22 protein-coding genes and 2 tRNA genes are annotated in these 20,864 nt (G+C 56.7%); 12 read left to right on the plus strand and 12 right to left on the minus strand.

What is annotated here, in order from left to right; genetic code table 11:
- Positions 1-473: 473 nt before the first annotated feature.
- Positions 474-713 (minus strand): hypothetical protein, encoded by a 240-nt coding sequence (locus tag ACESMK_RS04430; RefSeq protein ID WP_372995678.1) that lies wholly within the window; start codon positions 711-713, stop codon positions 474-476.
- Positions 714-767: 54 nt separating this feature from the next.
- Positions 768-1,502, minus strand: a complete 735-nt coding sequence (locus ACESMK_RS04435) for an HNH endonuclease family protein (protein WP_372996055.1) — start codon at positions 1,500-1,502, stop codon at positions 768-770.
- A gap of 273 nt (positions 1,503-1,775) precedes the next feature.
- On the opposite strand from ACESMK_RS04435, the gene ACESMK_RS04440 reads away from it, so the two are divergent.
- Positions 1,776-2,465: a hypothetical protein gene (locus ACESMK_RS04440; protein ID WP_372995680.1), complete on the plus strand. Its 690-nt coding sequence runs from the start codon at positions 1,776-1,778 to the stop codon at positions 2,463-2,465.
- 2 nt (positions 2,466-2,467) lie between these two features.
- Here ACESMK_RS04440 and ACESMK_RS04445 read toward each other — a convergent pair whose 3' ends face one another.
- Entirely contained in the window at positions 2,468-2,824 is a 357-nt protein-coding gene (locus ACESMK_RS04445; RefSeq protein WP_372995682.1) for a hypothetical protein, read from the minus strand.
- A 282-nt stretch (positions 2,825-3,106) separates the two neighbouring features.
- Positions 3,107-4,230, minus strand: a protein-coding gene (locus ACESMK_RS04450; RefSeq protein WP_372995596.1) for an IS3 family transposase whose coding sequence is annotated in 2 segments (ribosomal slippage) — positions 3,107-3,972 and positions 3,972-4,230 — 1,125 coding nt in all. Because the reading frame shifts where the segments join, the coding sequence is not laid out codon by codon here.
- A gap of 799 nt (positions 4,231-5,029) precedes the next feature.
- On the opposite strand from ACESMK_RS04450, the gene ACESMK_RS04455 reads away from it, so the two are divergent.
- The 3 genes from ACESMK_RS04455 to ACESMK_RS04465 all read left to right on the plus strand — a co-directional run bounded on the left by ACESMK_RS04455 (position 5,030) and on the right by ACESMK_RS04465 (position 7,090).
- Positions 5,030-5,449 (plus strand): hypothetical protein, encoded by a 420-nt coding sequence (locus tag ACESMK_RS04455; protein ID WP_372995684.1) that lies wholly within the window; start codon positions 5,030-5,032, stop codon positions 5,447-5,449.
- Between the two features lie 154 nt (positions 5,450-5,603).
- The gene (locus ACESMK_RS04460) at positions 5,604-5,843 is read left to right on the plus strand and encodes a hypothetical protein (protein WP_372995686.1); all 240 of its coding nucleotides are present in this window, start codon (positions 5,604-5,606) and stop codon (positions 5,841-5,843) included.
- A gap of 143 nt (positions 5,844-5,986) precedes the next feature.
- Positions 5,987-7,090, plus strand: coding sequence for a hypothetical protein (locus tag ACESMK_RS04465; RefSeq protein WP_372995688.1), 1,104 nt, complete (start codon positions 5,987-5,989; stop codon positions 7,088-7,090).
- 92 nt (positions 7,091-7,182) lie between these two features.
- Here the strand turns inward: ACESMK_RS04465 and ACESMK_RS04470 are convergent.
- Positions 7,183-7,256, minus strand: a tRNA-Cys gene (locus ACESMK_RS04470).
- Between the two features lie 60 nt (positions 7,257-7,316).
- Positions 7,317-7,392: transfer RNA gene (locus tag ACESMK_RS04475), tRNA-Gly, on the minus strand.
- A gap of 152 nt (positions 7,393-7,544) precedes the next feature.
- Here ACESMK_RS04475 and ACESMK_RS04480 point away from each other — a divergent pair.
- Genes ACESMK_RS04480 through ACESMK_RS04495 form a run of 4 tightly spaced genes read left to right on the plus strand, consistent with a single transcriptional unit; the run spans position 7,545 to position 11,138 of the window.
- Positions 7,545-8,711 carry an MlaE family ABC transporter permease gene (locus tag ACESMK_RS04480; protein WP_372995690.1) on the plus strand — a complete coding sequence of 389 codons (1,167 nt, stop codon included), beginning with the start codon at positions 7,545-7,547 and terminating at the stop codon, positions 8,709-8,711.
- 11 nt (positions 8,712-8,722) lie between these two features.
- Positions 8,723-9,544 carry an ABC transporter ATP-binding protein gene (locus ACESMK_RS04485; protein WP_372996057.1) on the plus strand — a complete coding sequence of 274 codons (822 nt, stop codon included), beginning with the start codon at positions 8,723-8,725 and terminating at the stop codon, positions 9,542-9,544.
- A gap of 5 nt (positions 9,545-9,549) precedes the next feature.
- Complete coding sequence (locus ACESMK_RS04490) at positions 9,550-10,488, plus strand: MlaD family protein (RefSeq protein ID WP_372995692.1); 939 nt, start codon at positions 9,550-9,552, stop codon at positions 10,486-10,488.
- A complete protein-coding gene (locus ACESMK_RS04495) occupies positions 10,488-11,138 on the plus strand; it encodes an ABC-type transport auxiliary lipoprotein family protein (protein ID WP_372996058.1) in 651 nt (216 codons plus the stop codon). The genes ACESMK_RS04490 and ACESMK_RS04495 overlap by 1 nt, the downstream gene beginning before the upstream one ends.
- On the opposite strand, the gene pgsA is transcribed toward ACESMK_RS04495, so the two are convergent.
- The 5 genes from pgsA to ACESMK_RS04520 all read right to left on the minus strand — a co-directional run bounded on the left by pgsA (position 11,071) and on the right by ACESMK_RS04520 (position 16,220).
- Complete coding sequence (gene pgsA, locus ACESMK_RS04500) at positions 11,071-11,649, minus strand: CDP-diacylglycerol--glycerol-3-phosphate 3-phosphatidyltransferase (protein ID WP_372995694.1); 579 nt, start codon at positions 11,647-11,649, stop codon at positions 11,071-11,073. The genes ACESMK_RS04495 and pgsA overlap by 68 nt on opposite strands.
- Before the next feature lie 7 nt (positions 11,650-11,656).
- Complete coding sequence (gene uvrC, locus ACESMK_RS04505; RefSeq protein ID WP_372995696.1) at positions 11,657-13,519, minus strand: excinuclease ABC subunit UvrC; 1,863 nt, start codon at positions 13,517-13,519, stop codon at positions 11,657-11,659.
- Positions 13,503-14,165 carry a UvrY/SirA/GacA family response regulator transcription factor gene (uvrY, locus tag ACESMK_RS04510; protein WP_092032593.1) on the minus strand — a complete coding sequence of 221 codons (663 nt, stop codon included), beginning with the start codon at positions 14,163-14,165 and terminating at the stop codon, positions 13,503-13,505. Before uvrY ends, uvrC begins: the two co-directional genes overlap by 17 nt.
- A 100-nt stretch (positions 14,166-14,265) precedes the next feature.
- A complete protein-coding gene (locus tag ACESMK_RS04515; protein ID WP_372995698.1) occupies positions 14,266-14,517 on the minus strand; it encodes a hypothetical protein in 252 nt (83 codons plus the stop codon).
- 83 nt (positions 14,518-14,600) lie between these two features.
- Positions 14,601-16,220: a methyl-accepting chemotaxis protein gene (locus ACESMK_RS04520; RefSeq protein ID WP_372995700.1), complete on the minus strand. Its 1,620-nt coding sequence runs from the start codon at positions 16,218-16,220 to the stop codon at positions 14,601-14,603.
- Between the two features lie 168 nt (positions 16,221-16,388).
- Between ACESMK_RS04520 and ACESMK_RS04525 the strand changes: the two genes are divergently transcribed.
- Both ACESMK_RS04525 and ACESMK_RS04530 read left to right on the plus strand, forming a co-directional pair.
- Entirely contained in the window at positions 16,389-17,093 is a 705-nt protein-coding gene (locus ACESMK_RS04525; protein ID WP_372995702.1) for an AzlC family ABC transporter permease, read from the plus strand.
- A complete protein-coding gene (locus ACESMK_RS04530; protein ID WP_372995704.1) occupies positions 17,086-17,415 on the plus strand; it encodes a branched-chain amino acid transporter permease in 330 nt (109 codons plus the stop codon). Before ACESMK_RS04525 ends, ACESMK_RS04530 begins: the two co-directional genes overlap by 8 nt.
- Here the strand turns inward: ACESMK_RS04530 and ACESMK_RS04535 are convergent, their stop codons facing one another.
- On the minus strand, positions 17,416-17,820 hold the full coding sequence (locus ACESMK_RS04535; protein ID WP_372995706.1) for a DUF1330 domain-containing protein: 405 nt from the start codon (positions 17,818-17,820) through the stop codon (positions 17,416-17,418).
- Between the two features lie 163 nt (positions 17,821-17,983).
- Here ACESMK_RS04535 and ACESMK_RS04540 point away from each other — a divergent pair, with 163 nt between their 5' ends.
- Together ACESMK_RS04540 and ACESMK_RS04545 are read left to right on the plus strand one after the other, a co-directional pair.
- On the plus strand, positions 17,984-18,445 hold the full coding sequence (locus tag ACESMK_RS04540; RefSeq protein ID WP_372995708.1) for a (2Fe-2S)-binding protein: 462 nt from the start codon (positions 17,984-17,986) through the stop codon (positions 18,443-18,445).
- Positions 18,442-20,772 carry a xanthine dehydrogenase family protein molybdopterin-binding subunit gene (locus ACESMK_RS04545; protein WP_372995710.1) on the plus strand — a complete coding sequence of 777 codons (2,331 nt, stop codon included), beginning with the start codon at positions 18,442-18,444 and terminating at the stop codon, positions 20,770-20,772. Before ACESMK_RS04540 ends, ACESMK_RS04545 begins: the two co-directional genes overlap by 4 nt.
- Positions 20,773-20,864 lie beyond the last annotated feature (92 nt).

The following is a 20,864-nucleotide window of genomic DNA, read 5'->3' on the forward strand; positions in this document are numbered from 1 at the left end:
CAGCCACTGCCAAAGAGAACAACCCAAGAACACGCCCACAGCGCCAGCACGATCACTTCAAGCGTTTTCTCAAAGTGACCGCAGATCGAGGGACGCTTGTTTCCTATGGCTCTTATGTAAACATCCCTATTTTAGTTGCACTGCTGATTAGAGTTTTCCGCCCTTTGATGTTTCGCCAGATATTTATAGGGTGTCCAGCCCTCCATTGAATCACAGGCGAGCGAACGTTCGCTTTTGTTTAGCTCGGCTCGGTCGCGAAGCGGACATCCAGGCTGGGCGAATAAGGCCTATGAAATAGATTCCAATTTGAGGCTGGGGTGTGTCATGTGCCTTGGGGTAGGTCCACCACCGTTTTGAAACCGTCCGTGCGAAAGGGGCAGAGCCCGGGAGACGAGTGTCAACGAGGTGTCGACCCGTTGATGGGTTTACGTGGTGCTGCGTAAACCTGCAACAGGGCTCCCGGCATGGAGGTATCAGCCTTTGCCCAACGGCTGACCCCGTTCCACCATGAAATCCTCTGAAACTCGCTCACAGGAGTCAAAGAATTCATCCCAAACGGGATCGGTAGGTCGCTCATAGCGTTTAACTGAACCTCTCAGTCGCTCCAATGGTGAGCGTCCTTTCATCTTGGACTGGGCGAACTCTTCGGTATGCGCCGAATCCGCATCCGAAGCTTGCAGCAACTCCTGCCCAGTAAACTGTTTGTTTTTCACCTCGTTTATTCCATCAGTGAGAATCATTGTCTCGAAGGATAGTTTAGCAGAGAGTCAGATGCGGCAGCGCTCCAGGAACGCTTTCAACCATCGAGTTTCCGGCTTTGTCGGCTTAAGATCGTACTGTTTCACGATACGAACGAACCTTGCCACATAACCGCACTGGCCTGACGGTGGCAACCATTCATCCGGACCCTGGGCCCCCTTACTTCTATTAAGGCTTAGCTCGACGGGCGAGAGATTGACCATATCGTTTGCAAACCGTTCTCGTTTAGCTTGCGTCCAACCCTTCGCTCCGCGCTTCCAAGCCCACTTGAGCGGAACTACGTGATCAATGTCAATCTCGCTGCTGTTCTGGATGACCTTGCCTGTGAACGGACTGATCCATCGGCCTGAGATCACCCTACAACGACTTCCGTCTGCAAACCGGACGTTGGTTGTGGAATGGGCAACCAATGCCTCAGCACGGCTGTCCTGACAGTCTCCATCAGCATCATCCCAACCGTGACCAAACGCAGACCGTTCATAGCTACGTAGCCTGCCTTGTTGCTCCTGTGCCTGTCGAACCGATGCAAAAGAGACCCCATCTGGCAATTTACCACCTGAATCCAAACAGGCATCAAGGGAGTCGTAGGGTTGATAATTCTTGGTTCGCTCATACCAACTACTTTGCGGTGGATGGCAAAGGCCACTGTTCGACTTTTTTATAACGGACGCATGGGCCGGAACACTGATGAAACCCACTACCAACGAAAAGAAGAGGGGCAGGATTCTTAAAACGCAAACCATGATGTTTAAAGGCTCTCTCAAGTGTAAACTTACCGTAGACTGTACACGTATGATCCCTCGCAACCTTACACTCCACGGACGATGCTTCACTCCAAGGAAGCGACAACGACTGACCAAAGGTCGGTGTTACCAGTTTGCGGCCCAAAAAGGCTGAGAAGTTTATTCACCATTATCGGTTGCAGCAAGCTTGCATAGGCCTAAGAGCAAAGCGGCGACGCCTGCTTGGCTGCGTACTATCTTTAACGTGATTTGGACGGGAAAGATCGACTATCCATGGCTATTAGCTTTTATGAAAAAGGGGAGCTGCCCTCTGGCTTCCACGGATGGCGAGTTGTTGCCACCATTCGCGGTAAACGCTACCAGAAGTACTTCTCCTTAAAGAGGCCAAACACTCGGATTTCTGAAGAGTTCTGGCACAAATATCAAAAGACCAGAGCCAGGTACTATGAGGCCCGTTATATGGCCCGCTTCGCAGCGATTCAATACCTCGATTTCATCGGGAAAGACCATCCAGCCACCCGCCCCTATCGCGGCGTAGGTTTCCACGGCATCACGCTTGGTATCGGAAGCGGGAAAAGTGCTTCACAGGAAACCTGCTATTTCTCCGTAAACAAACGAGGCGCTGCTAACAAATTCTACATTGATGAACGGGCATCTCTGTCTCAGGCATGGGAGCAGGCTGTACAACATTGGGGAAAAGTATTCGATATCCGACCCAAAGATATAGCTAAAAAGCTCGAACAAGTTCCCCGTCCTGATCAGTTCAAATCGCTTCGAAAACAACTGAACGAACACGAGGGCTGCGACTATCAAGCCAGTGTCCTCCATCATGTATACGCCGAACAGCGTAGCCAGCTGGAAAAACATAAGGTTAAGAAAAGTACCAAAGGAAAGCTTAATGAGGACGATCTTCTGACCATGTACGCAAACCTGGAACGCCAGTTGTCAGAGTACCGGAAGTAGATTTATTCATTTTCGTGGCCGAAGGACCGGCCCAGCGCGTCCGGTTTAGACGACAAAACCCTGACCATTGGCTGTCGTCCTTCCATCACGCCAACAACTCTGCCATCTCCGATGAAAGCCCCAACCATATAGACACCGGGCCCAAGCCGTTTGTAGGGCTCAAGAATCATCGTACGCCAAGCTTCGATATCCAATAGAACCGACTTTAACTCTGGAACTAATCGTAGAATCCTGCGGTCCGCCACGCCGAGCCAATGAGAAAGCTCAATACCATCTTCTGTAACGATGCCGACGGTTTCCATTGAAGCAAACGCTTGAAGGGTGGCATATGTCATATTGTGTCGGCGACGAAACTCCATCCTCAGCCCGCTAATCCTGTTCATTTAGAATGGCAAACCAGTATGGTCAGATGGCAAATATCGTAACTTTGCCAAAAACAATGTGGACGGCCACAGATGCTCATGGAGATTGATGGAATGCCTCTGGCCCAATACTGTATATGCGAACAGTATTCTGCTGTGCCTGATTTAATAGTTCAAGATTGGGTCAACCAAAGGGTGCAAAATGTGACATGCGGGGGTGGTGCCAAGTCTCTCCTTGGCGCGTCACACCACTTGACCTGCCCCCGATCACTAAACCACTCACTGCTTAGTAATGTCGGTTAATTTCGACCCTTTTCCCGTAGTCCGGTAGCCAGCGGCAAACTCCAGCGGTGTCTGGTAGCTCAGAGCTGAATGGGGCCGGTTTTCATTATAGTCTCGTCGCCAATTACCGATGATCTCCCGGGCATGAGCCAGATCCCGGAACCAGTGTTCATTCAGGCATTCGTCACGAAAACGTCCATTGAAGCTTTCAATAAAGCCGTTCTGGGTTGGTTTTCCAGGCTGAATCAGCTTCAGTTCCACACCGTTGTCATAAGCCCATTGGTCCAGAGCCTTGCTGGTGAATTCCGGTCCTTGGTCTGTCCTGACAGCCTGCGGGTAGCCTCTAAAGGCTGCTATGGCATCCAGAGTGCGGGCAACCTGGTTACCAGAGATGCCGTTTGCCACGGGGATGTCGAGGCACTCCTTGGTGAAGTCATCAACAATGGTCAGGCATTTAATCCGCCGACCACACGCCAGTGAGTCCATGACGAAGTCCATGGACCACGTCTGGTTCGGAGCTTCTGGCAACACCAGTGGCTGACGCTCCATGGCGATACCTTTGCGACGCTTGCGCTTTGGTACGGCCAGACCAGCCTCCCGATAAAGCCGGTAAACCCTTTTATGATTCACGTCGATTCCTTCCCGTCGCAACAGTTGGTGAACCCGTCGGTAACCAAACCGACGTCGCTCGTGGGCCAGTTCCGTAATGCGCTCGCTGAGCACATTGTCACCGGCCGCAACGGTGGAGCGGTAATGAAACGAAGCGCGGGATAACCCGACGAGAAAACAGGCCCTGCGTTGTGAAATCGGCGTTTGCTCCTGCATCGCCCGCACGGCCTCGCGCTTGTTCTCGACGGTCAGTACTTTCGGTTAAGAGCAGCCTTCAGAGCTTCGTTGTCCAGGAGAGATTCAGCCAATAGCTTCTTGAGCTTGGCATTCTCGTCTTCGACAGCCTTCAACCGGCGTGCTTCTGAAACTTCCATGCCGCCAAACTTCTTGCGCCAGGTGTAGAAAGTGGCGTCAGAAATGTTGTACTTGCGGCATAACTCCTTCACCGCCAGGCCCGCTTCGGCTTCCTTCAAAATGCTGATGATCTGCTCTTCTGAAAATCGCTTTTTCATGTTCATCGTCCTCTACTGTGATGAACATTACTAAGCTGAAAACGGTTAAGCTAGAGGGGAGCAGGTCACACTGGGCAGGTGTCGCGTTTGCCTGGCATCCGTGCCGGCGCTAAGTCCCGGTCGTGCTGACCAAGTGACTCGGCCACTACCATATCACTGTCAATGCAGGATTCGTGTGAGAAATATCTTAAAGCTGCGTAGGATCCTGAATTAGGCGTGGCGGCTACAGTCTGACCAGGGATGAGGAGGAGTATTAACAATCAACTCGTTTCGCAAGATAGGCTCTACCGACATACGCCTGAAGTCGTTAGGCGCGAAAGACTCAGAAACAGCATTTAAACAATTGATCAGCCAACTGGTAACGCCGCTATAGCGTGGTCCAAAATTGACACCACAAATCATCCTGTTGTTTAAAAGCTTGGACTTTGGCTGGTGCCCTCGCCACTCCTAGCCCATGAGCGAACCTCCCCCGGTTCAGGCTCTATCCACTAGCCCATCTCGGCGTGGTAAAAAGGTCTGCTTTCCAATGTTCGTTACGGCCAGGCTATGGGTTTCAGGCAATGACCACAAAGCGGACCTTTCCCCGAGCGGCCTAACTCTCCGATTCACTGGAGGGCCTTACGCACCGAGGAATATCTGGCGATACACCAACCGGCGGGAAGCTCTAATCAGCGGTGTAACTAAAACAGGGATGTTTACAAGTTAAAGTTGAGTATGGCCTTGGCGTTGCAATTTAGGTTAAACCCTAAAACGCCTGCACTTGGTAGAACGTCAGATTCGGTTAAGCTGGACCTTCACTATGAATGAGGCAATCAGCATGACCGCGATTATTCTAATGATTATTGGGGCAATGCTCGGCGAGCAACTTGGCACATGGGGCGCCATAGCGGGTGGTTATATCGGTCTGGCGTTAGCAACTCCAACCAAACACACAAGCTCATTCAGCAACATTGATTGCGGGTCCGAGAACAACCCAACTTCATCGTGGCTTTCGGACTTTCCTGCGAGCTCACCATACTTGTCATTGGCTAATCCCGAGGCGCCCACGTTGCACCAATCAGAAATCAGTGATTCTTCAACTCTATTCGACGACCCAATGGGGTTTTCAGAATCATCCTATATAAATCCCGCCAGCGGCCTACCAATGATTGATGACGGTATCACCGGTTTTGATGTGGGAGGCAATATCTATGGTACGAGTTCTGATGATTTTTTGTGATTACCCCAAAAGCCACTGCAATGTCGTCAAAAAAACCCATTTAACGTCACAAAACGCAGAGCCGGCCACATAAGATCTAAACATGAGCCTCTTGAACCGATACTGAATACCCAACGAGGCTACGAATATCCAAACGATCTGGCTGGAGCGGTTTATGAGACCAGTTTCAATAAGAACCTTTATCGAGATTGTCTACTGCTGCGACGAGGACCCACCCTCCGAATCCACTATTCGCCGCCGTATTCATGAGATCCCCGGCGCGTTTCGGGACGGACGGCGCTGGCGCATTGACCTGGATTTCTATTTCGAGGTAATGGGTCAGCGTATTCGGGGCCTGCCTGAAAACATGCATGAAGCCAGCTTTCTGCAATCCCTCGCCAACCAACTCCGGTAACTATGGCGCCGCCCCGCAGAAAACTTGGCCAACGGTGGTTGGTCCAATACCCGGGTCTTTACATCCGTGACAGGGATGGAACTTTCTACGTACGACATCCGGTCACGCGTAAACAGGGAAGCCTACAAACCAGTGACCGCAACGTGGCAATACGCCGCTGGGCTATGCTCCAGCAGATGTGGGAGCAGGAACGGAAAGAATTTGATGCCAGAGAAATGGCAGACAATCTCTCCATGGTCGAATCTGTCGATGCAGCCACTCGGATAACATTAAGAGAATACCTGCATTATTGGCGTACAAAGCTGATTGGTCACGAAGTCGTGAAGGGAAAAATACGCTGGGGCGAATGCAAGGTGTTCAGCCAGCGTGGCCGTAACCGGGGTCGTCCGATTGCAATGGGCACCCGAGCCGACTACGCCGCGGATGCTCAGCAAATGGAATCTAATGAGCATTCCAATTTTTTACTCTCGGACCCCCAACTGCTTCGACGGATCAGGCGCCTCCTCTCCCCCTGGCAGACGAAGCCCACGCACTACAACGGGCTCAGGAACACCTTGTCCCGGGTTTTCACCCAGGCAGTCCAGGACGGCCTCATCGATAGAAATCCAATGCGGGACATCCAAAAGATCAGCGAACCCAAACGAGAGGTCCTGATTCCAGATGAAGCCTACAAAGAAATCACCGCCCGACTCTGCATCCACAAGATCAACAGGCGGAAGATGGACGGAACCTGGCGCGCAAAAATCTGCGACATGATTTACATGATGAGCCAACAACCTATCGACGTTTTCGGATTGAAAGAAGATCAGATCAAGGATGATGAAGGCGAGTTTGGCGAAATTTGGTTTGCTCGGCACAAAACCGGAGTCCCCATCGTTATTGAGATGAACGAGGACCTGAGAGCACTGATCGAGTGGTTCAGGGATTGGAAGCGTGAGCAGGAGATCATTTCGCCGTATCTGATGGTCTACCCTCGATATTTTGATTTCAGGAGTCGCACAAAACCGGTGCGGCATCGTTTCATGCAAATATCCTGGGCAAAGGCCTGTGAAGAGGCCGGATACAAGGGTAAATATCAGTTGCGAGACTTGAGGAAGAAGGGCTTAACTGACGAGTTTTTGTCCCAGGGGGAGAACAACAAAGGTGGTCACGAGACCGAGGCAATGCGCAAACACTACCGGTTGGTTCGTCCGCCAGAGCGATCAAAATCAACTCTGAAATCGCTCCGCGATCCGGAAAAACCATGAATCGTTGTCGCCATTTTGTCGCCATGATGTCGCCATCAAAACGCCGGCTCTGGCTCGAAACTGGTAACTAGCTGTAAATAAAGGGAAAGAAATGGAGGCGCGGGTCGGAATCGAACCGGCGTACACGGAGTTGCAGTCCGCTGCATAACCACTCTGCCACCGCGCCGGAAAAGATCGAAGAGATCGGATCTTTGTGCTCTCAGGTGGGCATTGAGAGACTTGAAATTGGAGCGGGAAACGAGATTCGAACTCGCGACCCCAACCTTGGCAAGGTTGTGCTCTACCAACTGAGCTATTCCCGCTCTTTGTTTCCGGGGCATTGCCTCGTCAACGGCTGCGTATTCTACGGATTACCGTTCGGGCGTCAATAGTTTTTTATCAAGTTTTTGTTTTATTGGAGTTTGTGGCTAAGCTAACGACTGGCCAGCAAAATCACCCATGGATTCGACTGAACGTGCCCAGCCCCGTTTCTTCCGAGCAGACCGACCCACAAAGACCGTCTTCAGGCCCGGGCTCCGTTACCATTGAAGCCGGCACCCTGAGGGTTACCGGGGACTGGTTGCTGAGTCATTACCGGGTGCTGGCATCGGCAGCTTCCGTGAGGTCTGCCAGAGATATCAGCGGGCTGAACATCGACCTCTCCGGCCTGCAGCGAATTGATACCGCCGGTGCATCGCAGCTTGCGTCTCTGGTGGGGCCAGAACGTTTGCTGGAGGCCGCGTCGGCCAACCAGGAGTTGCCGGACGAGAAATCCGCCCTGATCAGGGCGGTCTGTGAAGCCATGAAAGACCAACCCGGGTCTGATAGGCGCGCACCTTCCCTGCTCTGGAGCTTCGTTACCGGCACCGGCCAAAAGGTAGAAAGTATCTTTCGGCTGCTCTGGATTCTCGTGGGCTTTATGGGCCAAACGCTGGGCACCCTGGCCTGGAACCTTCCGAGGCCCTGGCGCTGGCGTATGACGCCCTTCGTCGCAGCCGTTCATGACACCGGCCTGAATGCCCTGCCCATTGTGGCACTGCTTACATTTCTGGTGGGTGCCGTGGTGGCGTTTCTGGGGGCGACGGTTCTGGACGATTTTGGCGCAACCATATACACGGTTAACCTGGTGGCGTTTTCTTTCCTGCGGGAATTCGGGGTTCTGCTTGCGGCAATTCTGTTGGCAGGCCGAACCGCCAGCGCGTTTACCGCCCACATTGGTGCCATGAAAGTGAACGAGGAGCTGGACGCCATCCGCACGCTGGGCCTGAACCCCATAGAATTGCTGGTTCTGCCTCGAGTGATGGCAATGATGGTGAGCCTGCCCATTCTCACCTTTGTCGGAATGATCTCGGGCATGGTAGGCGGCGCCATGGTGTGTGCCCTGGTGCTGGATATCACCCCTACCCAATTCATGGCTATCGTGGAGCGGGACATTGCCTTGCAGCATTTCGTTGTGGGTATCGTCAAAGCGCCTGTCTTTGCGTTTCTGATCGCGGTGATTGGCTGCCTGGAAGGGTTCAAGGTGGCCGGCAGCGCCCAATCGGTGGGCGAGCACACCACCTCGAGCGTGGTTCAGTCGATCTTCATGGTCATTCTGCTGGATTCCATTGCTGCACTATTCTTTATGGAAATGGGCTGGTAAACATGGCGGTTATGGCGGCATCCCCGAGACCTCGAGCGAACAAAGAGCCAGTGATTGCGGTGCGGGACCTGTGCAACCGGTTTGGCGCCCAGGTGGTCCACCAGGATCTGGATCTGGACCTGCTCCGGGGTGAAATCCTGGGCGTGGTCGGGGGGTCGGGCACGGGCAAAACGGTGCTGTTGCGCAGTATCGTCGGGCTCAACACTCCGGCCTCGGGCCATATCCGGGTATTCGGCGAGGATCTGATCCAGCTTCCGGCACGTGCCCGGTCCCGGATTGAGCAACGCTTCGGGGTTCTGTTCCAGGGCGGCGCCCTGTTTACCTCCCTGAACCTGCAGGAAAACATCGCCGTTCCCCTGATTGAACATGCAGGCCTGAAGCGCGCCGAGGCGGAGCAACTGGCCCGCATGAAGCTGTCGCTGACCGGTTTACCCCCCGATGCGGCGGTACGCTACCCCTCCGAGCTTTCTGGTGGCATGGTGAAACGGGCGAGCCTGGCCCGGGCCCTGGCACTTGATCCGGAAATCCTGTTTCTGGATGAGCCCACGGCCGGTCTGGACCCCATCGGGGCGGCTGCGTTCGACCGGCTGATCGTGACACTCCGGGATGCCCTTGGGCTGACCGTGTTTCTGGTCACTCACGACCTGGACACCCTGTACTCAACCTGTGACAGGGTTGCGGTACTGTCACAGCGCCGGGTGCTGGTAGCTGATACGCTGGAGAAGGTTGCGGCCACGGAGGATGAATGGATCCAGGACTACTTTAACGGCCCCCGCGGTCGGGCAGCGAATTACGCATTCAGGGACCATTCGACACAATCGGAGCAGGAGTAGTTACCATGGAGCCAAGGGCCCACCACCTGATCATTGGCCTGTTTACCATCCTGGCCTTTGCGGCCGCCCTGATCTTTGCTCTCTGGCTGGCGAAATCCTCTGCTGATCGCGAATGGGGCTACTATGAAGTTGTATTCGATCATGCGGTTGGCGGCCTTTCCGAGGGCAATCCGGTGCTCTACAGCGGTGTTCAGATTGGCGACGTGGTGGAACTGAGGCTGGACCCGGACAATCCTGGCCATGTGCGGGTGCTGGTTCGTGTTGACCAGTCGGTTCCGATTCGCGAGAACACCCGTGCCGGTCTGGTGCTCGCCAACATTACCGGAAGCATGAGCGTTCAGTTTAGCGGTGGTAGTCCCGACCAGCCGGAGTTACGGGGCGATCCTGATAATCCGCCGGTCATTGTTGCCGAGCCTTCAGCGTTCAATAATTTCGTCGCCAATGGCGAGCAGCTACTGACCAAAGCGGACCAACTGCTCACCAGCGTGACGGAGCTGTTATCCAGCAGTAACATTGAGAACACCGCCGCCATTCTGCAGAACACCCGTGAAGCGACCGATGCCATGCTCTCCCGGCGGGAGCAACTCACCGCCCTGCTTGAACGCTTCGATGCCGCGGCAATCCGGGCCGAGGAAGCGGCGATCAAGGTATCCCGGGTCTCCGACAACGCCAATGAGCTGTTGCAAAACGATGGCCAGCAAGTTCTGGAGTCCATGGATCGAGCCCTGGGCGTTATCTACACCACCATGGCCCGGATCGATGAGCTGACCCGCAACAATCAGGGCGCGGTGGATGCCGGGCTTCAGGGTATGGGCGAACTGGAGCCGGCGCTAAGGGAACTCAGGGCTACCCTGCGCAGCCTGAACCAGTTTACCCACCGATTGGAGCAGGATCCGAGGGGCACGCTTTTCGGGAGTGAAACCATGAAGGAGGTGACTCAGTGATGCTCAGGGCCGTGTTTAACGCATCCTGTTTCGGTTTGATTGCCCTTGCTGCGGGTTGCACTGTGTTTCCCAATCCGGAGCCACCCAGATTCATGGAGATGGCCATGCCGGAAGTACCGCGGCAGTCAGCGCAACGAATTCCGGCCTCGTTGCGGGTCGATACACCGCTCGCCTCAGAGCCTCTCAACGGATCGCTGATTCTGGCAAAACCGTCGCCCCGGGAGTTCAGGGCCTACGAGGGTGTGCGTTGGCGTGACACGGTGCCGGTGGTTGTCCGGGATGCACTCGTGGGAGCCATTCGCCAGAGTGACCTTTACACCGGCGTTATTACCGACACCAACCCGGCCCGGGCGGACCTTACCCTGGCGACCGAACTGTCGGGGTTTCATGCAGAAAGCCCGGAATCCGGGCCGGAAGTCGTGATCGAAGTGCATCTGCAGATGATCCACAACCGTTCGAGGGCCAGCCTCTGCAACGACACGGTCCGGGTCGTGGAGCCCGCCTCGGGCAGCTCAATTGACGAGATTGTTGACGCCTTCGGAGCCGCTGGCGGCGATCTTGCCGCCAGGGTGATTGAATGGGCTAGGACGTGTGATTATCCGTCTCGCCTGCTGCTTTCTCCGGAAACAGATCCGCCCAGGCAGCCCTGAGATACAGGCCCATGGACCAGAGCGTGAGAATGGCCGCAATGTAGAGCAGCGCCAGGGCAACGTTGGCCCAGAGAACGCCTGGAGGAAACGCCAGAAGGCCGACAATGGCGCACATCTGCGCCGTGGTCTTGATCTTGCCGATGTAGGACACCGCGACGCTGGCGCGGCTGCCAATTTCTGCCATCCATTCCCGCAGGGCGGAAATGACGATTTCACGGCCAATGATGACGGTGGCCGGAATCGTGAGCAGAATCGCCGAGTGCTCTTCGATCAACACGGCCAGTGCGACAGCCACCATCAGCTTGTCAGCGACCGGGTCCAGGAAGGCACCAAACGGAGTGCTCTGGTCCAGCTTCCGGGCCAGATAGCCATCCAGCCAGTCGGTTGCCGCCGCCAACCCGAAAATAGCCGCACTCACGAGGTAGCTCCACCCCACCGGAAGATAAAAGATCACCACAAACACCGGAATCATGATGATGCGGGAGAGGGTGAGGATATTTGGTAGATTCATGCTGTCCTTACTCGTCGTGCAATGCTGCGTATATGGTTTCGGCCAGTGATTTGCTGATGCCCTGCACTTTGGCCATCTCATCAACCCCGGCCTTGCGGAGTTCCTGTATGCCGCCAAAATATCGGATCAGGTCGCGACGCCTCTTTGGCCCCACGCCCTCAATGCCTTCCAGTGTAGACTGTCGGCGTTTTTTGTCCCGGCGGGCCCGGTGCCCGGTGATCGCAAACCGATGGGACTCATCCCGTATATGCTGGATCAGGTGCAGCGCCGGCGAATCTGCCGGTACCCGGAATACGTCGCCGGTCATGGCGTCAATGAGCTGTTCCATGCCTGCCCGACGGGTCACGCCCTTGGCAACACCAATCAGCGGAATATCGGAAATTTCAAGCTCATCAAACACTTCCCGGGCAATGTTCAACTGCCCCTTACCACCGTCTATGAAGACCAGATCCGGTCGTTTGCCCTCCCCGGCCACCATCCGCTTATACCGGCGGGACAGCACCTGACGCATGGCGGCGTAATCATCACCGCCGGTAACACCTTCGATATTGTACAGCCGGTAATCGCTTTTCAGGGGGCCATTCTCATCGAAAACCACACAGGATGCGACGGTATTTTCCCCGTGGCTGTGGCTGATATCGAAACACTCCATCCGTGACGGCGTTTCCGCCAGCTCCAGCAGGTCTCTCAGGGCCAGCAGGCGCCGGTACACAGTCTCCTTGCTGGCCAGGTGCGTGAGCAGGGTCTGGCGGGCGTTGGTCATGGCCAGTTCCAGCCAACGGCGCCGCTCACCCCGGACGTTGCCGCGAATTCGGGTTTCCCGGTTCGCCGATTCAGTGAGCGCCTGGGCCAACAGTTCCTGCCCCTCCACCTCAACCGGCACCAGAATATCCCGCGGAATTTCCCGGCGGGTGTTGCCCCCGAAATAATACTGGCCAAGGAAGGCACTGAGCAGTTCGCCCTCGGTCTGTTCAATGGAGTAGCGGGGGAAATAGTCCTTGGTGCCGAGCACGCGGCCGCCGCGCACGATGATCACCACGATGCAGACGACGCCGGCATCCTGGGCAATGGCAATCACATCGGCGTCGCCGCCCTCGCCGTCCACCGACTGCTGCTCCTGAACATGGCGCAGGTGGTTGATCTGGTCCCGGTAGGCCGCTGCCTTTTCAAACTCCAGGTTCTTCGAGGCCGCCTCCATGGCATTCATCAGATCATGGATGATGGCGGGGTTCTTGCCTTCCAGGAACATGGTGGCGTGGCGGATGTCCTCCTGGTATTCCTCGGGCGTAACATAGCCCACGCAGGGCGCAGTACAGCGGTTGATCTGGTATTGCAGGCAAGGCCGGGTTCGATTTCTGAAATAGTTTTCACTACAGGATCTTATGCGGAAGACCTTCTGTAGAATATTAAGGCTTTCCTTGACCGCTCCAGAGCTCGGAAAGGGCCCGAACCAGGTACCACCACCCTTTTTGGTGCGCCCACGACGAAACGTCAGCGAGGGGTAATCGCTGTGGGAGGACAGATAGATATAGGGATAGGATTTATCGTCACGGAGCAGGATGTTATAGGGCGGCCGCAGCGATTTGATCAGGTTCTGTTCAAGCAGCAGCGCTTCGGTCTCACTGCCGGTGATGGTCACCTCGATTGAGGCAATCTTGCTGACCAGGGCTTCCGTTTTCGGTGCCAGGCCGGTCTTGCGGAAGTAGCTGCCCACCCGTTTTTTCAGGTTGCGGGCCTTGCCAACGTAAAGCACCGAGCCACCTTCGTCGTACATTCGGTAGACGCCGGGTCGCTCGGTCAACTGTTTCAGGAAGTTCTTGCTGTCAAACTCCCCGATGTGGGTGCTTTCAGGGTCAGACCTTGTCGGCATCAAGCAACCCGAGCCGCACTGCCATCAGGGCCAATTCAACATCACTGGAGATTTCCAGTTTCTCGAAGATCCGGTAGCGGTAGCTATTCACCGTTTTCGGGCTCAGGCACAGCTTGTCCGAGATGTCCTGTACCTTCTGGCAGTCCACCACCATCATGGCTATCTGCATTTCCCGTTCGGAAAGCCGGTCGAACATCGAAAGTTCGCCGTCTTCATCGCGATCACCGCCGCCAAGCTGCTTGAGGGCCATTTTCTGGGCAATTTCCGGGCTGATGTAACGCTGGCCGGTGTGGGCCATGCGGATGGCGCGGACCATCTCTTTGATATCAGCGCCTTTGGTGATATACGCGGTGGCTCCGCTTTGCATGACGCGGGTCGGATAGGGATCGTCCGCGCAGGCGGTTACCACAATCACCCGAATGGAATCATCAATGCGGAGGATACGACGGGTTGCCTCAAGGCCCCCGATGCCCGGCATGCGGATATCCATAAGGACAATGTCCGGCCGCTGCTGGCGGACAAAATCGATGGCATCCTCACCGGATGACGCCTGCCCGATGACTTCAATGTCCGGGTTGTCAGCCAGCATCCGGGTGATACCGGACCTCACCAGCTCATGGTCATCTACAACCAGTACCCTGATCAAAATTCACCTCGCACACGGCTTTCGGGAAAACAGCGCGATTGTAACGTTTAGTTCCGGCCCCGGGTAGGTGCAAAGACAAATACAGTGACAGACCTGACGCCTAAGCCGGCACACCCAGGCCTGCGGTGTTCTCGACAGGATCAAACCAGACCACCAGATCGCCCCGGCGTACGGCAGACAGCACCCTGCTCCGCTCATCCATCGGGTTTTCGGTGTCATTCAGTCCGTGGTAACGGGTGCAGTATTCCTCCACCAGACCCTGGAGCTGATCTTCCGTCAGCAACTCGGTGTCAACAATGAACTTTTCCTGTCTGGGGTCTTGCTCGGGCTGGCGTTCGGTACTGTCTGTCATACTACCTCCTGTGTAACCTCCATGGTAAGGATAATGGCGGCGAGGTAGAAGCCCGGACGCACTCCGGGCGTATGGAGAAGCGGTCAGATGGCTTCTTCAGCGGTCCTGAAGCGTGCGATCAATTGTCGCATCGATACGGATTCCTGCCTGAGGGCCTCGCTGATGGTCCGGGTCTGCTCGACACTCTGGATCAGGAAATCGGCGCTTTCATCCAGCGCCCCGGACCGCCGGCCCACCCGTCCGATCTCATCACGCTGAAGCGCCACAGCCGAGCTAATTTCAGTGCTGTGGTTCTCCAGTTCAACGAACCGGCCCTTCAGGGACTCCAGGTGCTCCTTGAGTGCCGCCAGATGCTCACGGTTACTGCTCCCCGCGTCACGCATTTCCTCCAGAAGCGCGTCGACGCTGCTGACGCCGGACACCAGATCCTGTACCCACTCCGATATGTTCCGCGTGGAATCAGACGTGCGGCGTGACAGGGTCCGCACCTCATCGGCAACCACCGCAAACCCCCGACCGTGTTCGCCAGCACGGGCTGCTTCAATGGCGGCGTTCAGGGCAAGCAGGTTGGTCTGCTCGGCAATATCGGCAATCACGCCGATCACCTGCTCGATTTTGCCCGTCGACTCATTCAACGCATGAATCGAGCCGGAAACCCGGGATATGACATCCACCGTGTGCTCGGCCGCGGCTTCACTGGTGGTCAGCCGGTGCTGGACTTCCTCATTGGCCGCAACAGCCGTTTTTACGGTAGCGGCGGATTCGTCCGTGGCCCGCTCGATAGCCGTCGTCTGATCGGCAATGGCCGCCATGGACTGGCTGACGTCATCGATCTGCTTCCTGGTCTGCTCCGAGGCCGCCTGAAGCGACTCGGCCCCAGTATCCAGGGCGCTGGAACGTTCATCCAGACCGCCAGCGGCGGTGCGGATATCGCCGATGAAATGCTCGAAACGTGAAACCAGGCCGCCGAGCGCTGTCGCTACACCGGCCACCTCATCCCGCCCCTTCAGGACCGGCACCCTCGTGAGGTCGGCGTTTTTCTCCATGGCCACGAGGTCATTTTCCATGCCCTGTAACCGAAGAATCACGGATTGCCTCAGCCACCAGGTCATCGCCACCACAACAAGCAGGAAGGAGACAGAGCCGGCGACCAGAAAGTTTTGCTGGCCAGCCAGAAACGACAGCAATTTATCTGCGCCGACCGACACAGACTCCCTGCTCTGAAGCTGGCGCTCGGCGATTGCCCCGAGCATCGGTTCCATGGCCGGAAACAGGTTGAAGTCCACTACCTGGCCAACACGGTAATAGCTTTTTTCAGCGATCCCTTCACTCATCCGGGCCATCAGGGCCGTTACCCGTTCAAAATCCTCACGGTGTTCTGCCGCCCAGTTGCCGAGGCCGCTGTCTTCTTCCAGTTTTTCCCAGTGCCGGGGCAGCGACGCTTCCAGACGGCCAAACTCGGTCTCGATTTCATCCCACAACATGAGCTGGGCCTTGATCTTGTAGGCGAGATCCTGGAGATGGCGATGATCCTGCTCCAGATCGGCCAGCAGCCAGGCTTCGTTGAGGTTGGTCCGGATCAGGGTCTCTGAAGCGTCTTCCGCTTTCAGGATGATGCTCCAGGAAAGAGCGGCGAGCCCGGTCAGGGCAAAGACCGAGAGAAAGGCGAAAAACAGGATCCGGGTTCTTACTGTGCCGAACATGACAACTCCAAAAGCGGGTTATGCCGCGGATGGTATGCCGTTTTTGTGACACTTTTATTGCGCTTACTGCGTCAGTTTTTCATCTCCAGTGACCGTGCAAGCTGTTAACCACTTCAAAAAAACCGGCCAATTCTCTATGATCGCCGCTTTCTGACCGTTTGGATGCTAATGAACCAGTCCGTTTTCAGACTCACTTTGCCCATTCTGTTCGGCTACCTTCCGCTGGGCATGGCCTTTGGCGTGCTGTTCACAACGCAGCTTGACTATGCCTGGTGGGCGGCGCCGCTGATGGGGATTCTGATCTACGCCGGAGCAGGACAGATTCTGGCAGTGAGCCTTCTGGCGGTTAACGCCGGCCTTCTGGAGGTATTCATCGCGATGTTTGTGCTGAATGCACGGCATCTCTTCTATGGACTTTCACTGCTTGGCCAGTTCAAAGGCGCCGGCTGGCGAAAGCTGTATCTGATTTTCGGTTTGACGGATGAAACCTATTCCCTGCTCACCAGCCGCCCACGCGGGAGTGACCGGGCTCACGAACAGGAAGTGGATTTCAGGATCACCGGCTTCAATCAGTGTTATTGGGTGGCCGGATGCGCCATCGGTGCACTCCTTGGCGACAACGTGGCCTTCGACAGCACCGGCATTGAGTTCGCGCTGGTGGCCCTGTTTATTGTGCTGACTCTGGAACAGTACAAAGCCCTTGGCGAGGGCTTCCCGATCTGGCTTGGCGCGGCGGCAGCGGGTGTCGCCATTCTGTTACTGCCGCCAGCTCACCAGTTGATTGGCGCCATAGCCCTGGTAACGGCGGTGCTCTTGCTGGAATACCGGAAGATTCGCGCTCAGGCGGCACAGGAGGAAAAAAGCCATGGGTGATTCGAGCTATCTGGCCGCGTTCATTGCGGTAGCAGCGATCGCTACCTTTGCCACCCGGGTGATTCCGTTCCTGTTTTTCGAGCGCCACACCGAACACCCGCTGGTTCGCCACCTCGGACGCTACCTGCCTGCCGCGGTCATGGCCTTGCTGGCCACGGTGTTTCTGCAGCGCTCGGCGGACTGGTCGGGTTCATGGCTGGGGTTCGACGCACTGTTGCCCGGGGCCCTGGTGGTCATTATTCACCTGTGGCGCGGTAATGCCCTGCTCTCCATCGCTGCTGGAACCATCAGCTACATGGCCATCCAGCAGGCCGGGATCTGACTACATCCGGTTTTCCAGATTGGCCACCAGCCGGGAATCCTGTAGTGCAGCGGTCCGGTGTTTGACCACACCTTTGTATTCGGGGCTTTCGATCATGGCCATGAAGGCATCGATTGACGGGTAGCGAACCAGAAGCACCTGATCCCAGGATTCATCCGGGGGCGCAATCAGCGAACCGACGCTGCGGCCGGACCAGATAACCTCGGCACCCACCGATCTGACACAGGCGGCGGCCTCTTCCATGTAAAGCTTGTACGCCTCGCGGCCCGACCGCTCGGGAGCCTCTTCCTTGTAATTGGCCCGATCACGGAAGCGCAGCAGGTTCAGCATGACCACAGGCTGGTCCTTGGGAGTATCTGCCAGGACTTTCTGTAGTTGTTCAGGCGTGGGATTAACGGCGTCCATCCTTATCCTCTTCTTCTCATGTTTCCGGGGCCTACTATAGCCCAGGCCCGAGGCGTGCACGCAAGGGATTTTATTACCTTTCATCCAGATTGCTCTTTTTGCCATCCTGCGCCGTACAGCTACAGTGAAGGAAACGTAAGACACGCTCAAAAAAGAGGATCCTATGGCTACCCTCACCATCAACGGCGAGCAACACGAGCTTGACGTTCCGGACAATATGCCCCTGCTCTGGGTAATCCGCGATGTGCTTGGTTTGAAAGGCACCAAATTCGGCTGCGGTATGTCCCAGTGCGGCGCCTGCACGGTGCACCTCGACGGAAAGGCCGTGCGCTCCTGTGTAACACCCGTCTCGGCCGCCAGCGGCGAGATCACCACCATTGAAGCCATGGCCGATGACCCGGTTGGCAGCAAGGTCCAGCAAGCCTGGCTAGATCTCGGGGTTGCCCAATGTGGTTATTGCCAGGGTGGCCAGATCATGAACGCCACCGCCCTGCTTAAGAAGACTCCGAAACCCGAATCCAGCGAGATTATTGATGCCATGGCCGGGAATCTCTGTCGCTGTGGCACCTACAACCGAATCCTTGCAGCCATCGAGCGGGCGTCAAGCCAGGAGGGCGAAGCATGAGCAGCGACGACAAACTTCTGATCGCCAATGTCAGCCGTCGCCGATTCCTGATGGGCCTGGCCGGTGGCTCTGCACTGGTGCTTGCAGCCCGGTGGGATATGCCGCTGGCCAGTGAAAAGGCGCAATTTGGCGCCGGTGCCATGCCCGGGGGCTGGGTTGACGACCCCAACGTGTTTATCCACATCGATGCCGATGGCATCGTAACCATCGTGAACAACCGCGCTGAAATGGGCCAGGGCATCCGCACCAGCCTGGTGATGGTCGGAGCCGATGAGCTTGGCGCTGACTGGGACCGGGTAAAAGTGGAACAGGCCGAGGGCGACCACAGCAAATACGGCAACCAGAATACCGACGGTTCCCGCAGCATGCGCCACTGGTACCAGCCCATGCGCCGGGCTGCGGCCGCTGCCAGACAGATGCTCGAGCAGGCAGCCGCCAGTGAGTGGAATGTGCCTGTCACCGAGGTTCAGGCCGGCGTGCATACCATCGTTCACAAACCCTCGGGCAAGGAACTGGGCTTTGGCGAACTGGCGGGCAAAGCCCGGGAACTCGATGTTCCCGATCGCAACGCCCTGGTACTGAAGCGCGACGACGAGCTCCGGTTTATCGGCAAGGAAACCGGCCTGATTAACGGGGAGCTGAAATCGGCCTACCCCAAAGCCATTGACGGTGAAGATATTGTCACCGGCAAGGCGGTATTCGGAGCAGATGTGCCTTTCGATAACCTGCTCTACGCCGTTATCGCCCGCCCTCCCGTTTACGGAGCAAACGTTGCCAGTTTTGACGATACCGAGGCCCTGAAGGTGCCCGGCGTGGAGAAAGTCCTCAAGGTTGAGGGTACCGGCCAACCGGCAGGCTTCAGCCCACTGGGAGGCGTTGCAGTGGTGGCCTCCAACACCTGGGCGGCGATGGAAGGCCGAAAGGCACTGGAGATTGACTGGGATCTCGAGCCCGCCGGTGACAATGCCGGCTATACCTCAGACGCCTACCGGGAATCGCTGGAGAAAGCGGCGCAGCAACCGGGCAAGGTGGTCCGCCAGCATGGCGACCTGGATACGGCCCTGGAGAACGCCGGCAAACGGGTATCGGCCACCTATTACATGCCACACATGGCCCAGGCGCCCATGGAACCTCCTGTTGCCACGGTGCGCATCAAGGACGGCAAGGCGGAAGTCTGGGCACCGGTGCAGAATCCCCAGGCAACCCGGGATACCGTCGCCAAACGGCTCGGCATGGATACCGAGAACGTCACCGTTCACGTGACGCTGCTGGGTGGCGGTTTCGGACGCAAGTCGAAACCGGATTTTGCCATCGAGGCGGCCAGTATCGCCGAAGCGTTCAAAGGTCGACCGGTCAGGTTGCAGTGGTCTCGGGAAGACGACATTCACCACGCCTACTTCCACGCGGTGTCGGTCGACTATCTGGAGGCGGGGCTGGATGACGACGGCAAGGCGACTGGCTGGCTCCACCGGACCCTGTCACCCAGCATCGGCTCGCTGTTTGCGCCCGACCCGAAACACAAAGGGGAATTCGAACTGGGTATGGGCTTCAATACCATGCCTTTCTCGGTGCCGGCCCTGCGGCTCGAGAATCCACCGGCACCCGCCCACGTTCGCATTGGCTGGTTCCGTGCTGTCTACAATTTGCCCCACGCCTGGGCGATCCAGAGTTTTGCCCATGAGCTGGCTGTGGCAGCGGGCAAGGACCACCGGGATTACGCTCTGGAGCTGCTTGGCCCGGATCGCGAGATCCACAACCTGACGGTCGGCGACGGGTGGAACTACGGCGAGGACCCGGACCTCTATCCAATCGACATCGGCCGTATGCGGAAGGTGATTGAGCGGGCCACCCAAGAGGCCGGCTGGGGCAAGTCGAAGAGCAAGGGGCGCGGGCTTGGCCTGGCCTTCCATCACAGCTTCGTCTCCTACACGGCAATTGTGTTTGATGTGGAGGTGGATGATCAGGGAGAGCTCACCATCCATCGGGCCGACATTGCCTTCGACTGCGGCAAACAGGCCAATCCGGAGCGCATCCGGTCCCAACTGGAAGGGGCCTGTGTGATGGGTATTGGCATTGCGCTACAGAGCGAGGTGACCTTTGAAGACGGCGTGGCGCAGCAGGGCAACTTCGACAAGTTCCTGATCCCGCGCATGCCGGATGCCCCTAGAACCCTGCGGGTTCATCTGGTCGACAACCCGGATGAGCCCATGGGGGGTGTTGGTGAGCCCGGCCTGCCGCCGGTCGCGCCAGCGCTGTGTAATGCAATCTATGCCGCAACCGGCAAACGCATCAGACGGTTGCCGGTTGGTGACCAACTGAAAGGCTGAAACCGCTCGGGGCCCCTTTCGGGGCCCTGATTCTCCGAACTGACCCGGTTCCCGGCCCAGACCTTGGTGGCATTCCCATAGCATCCTAGCTT

Source organism: Marinobacter sp. (assembly GCF_041687235.1).
Classification (GTDB): Bacteria; Pseudomonadota; Gammaproteobacteria; order Pseudomonadales; family Oleiphilaceae; genus Marinobacter.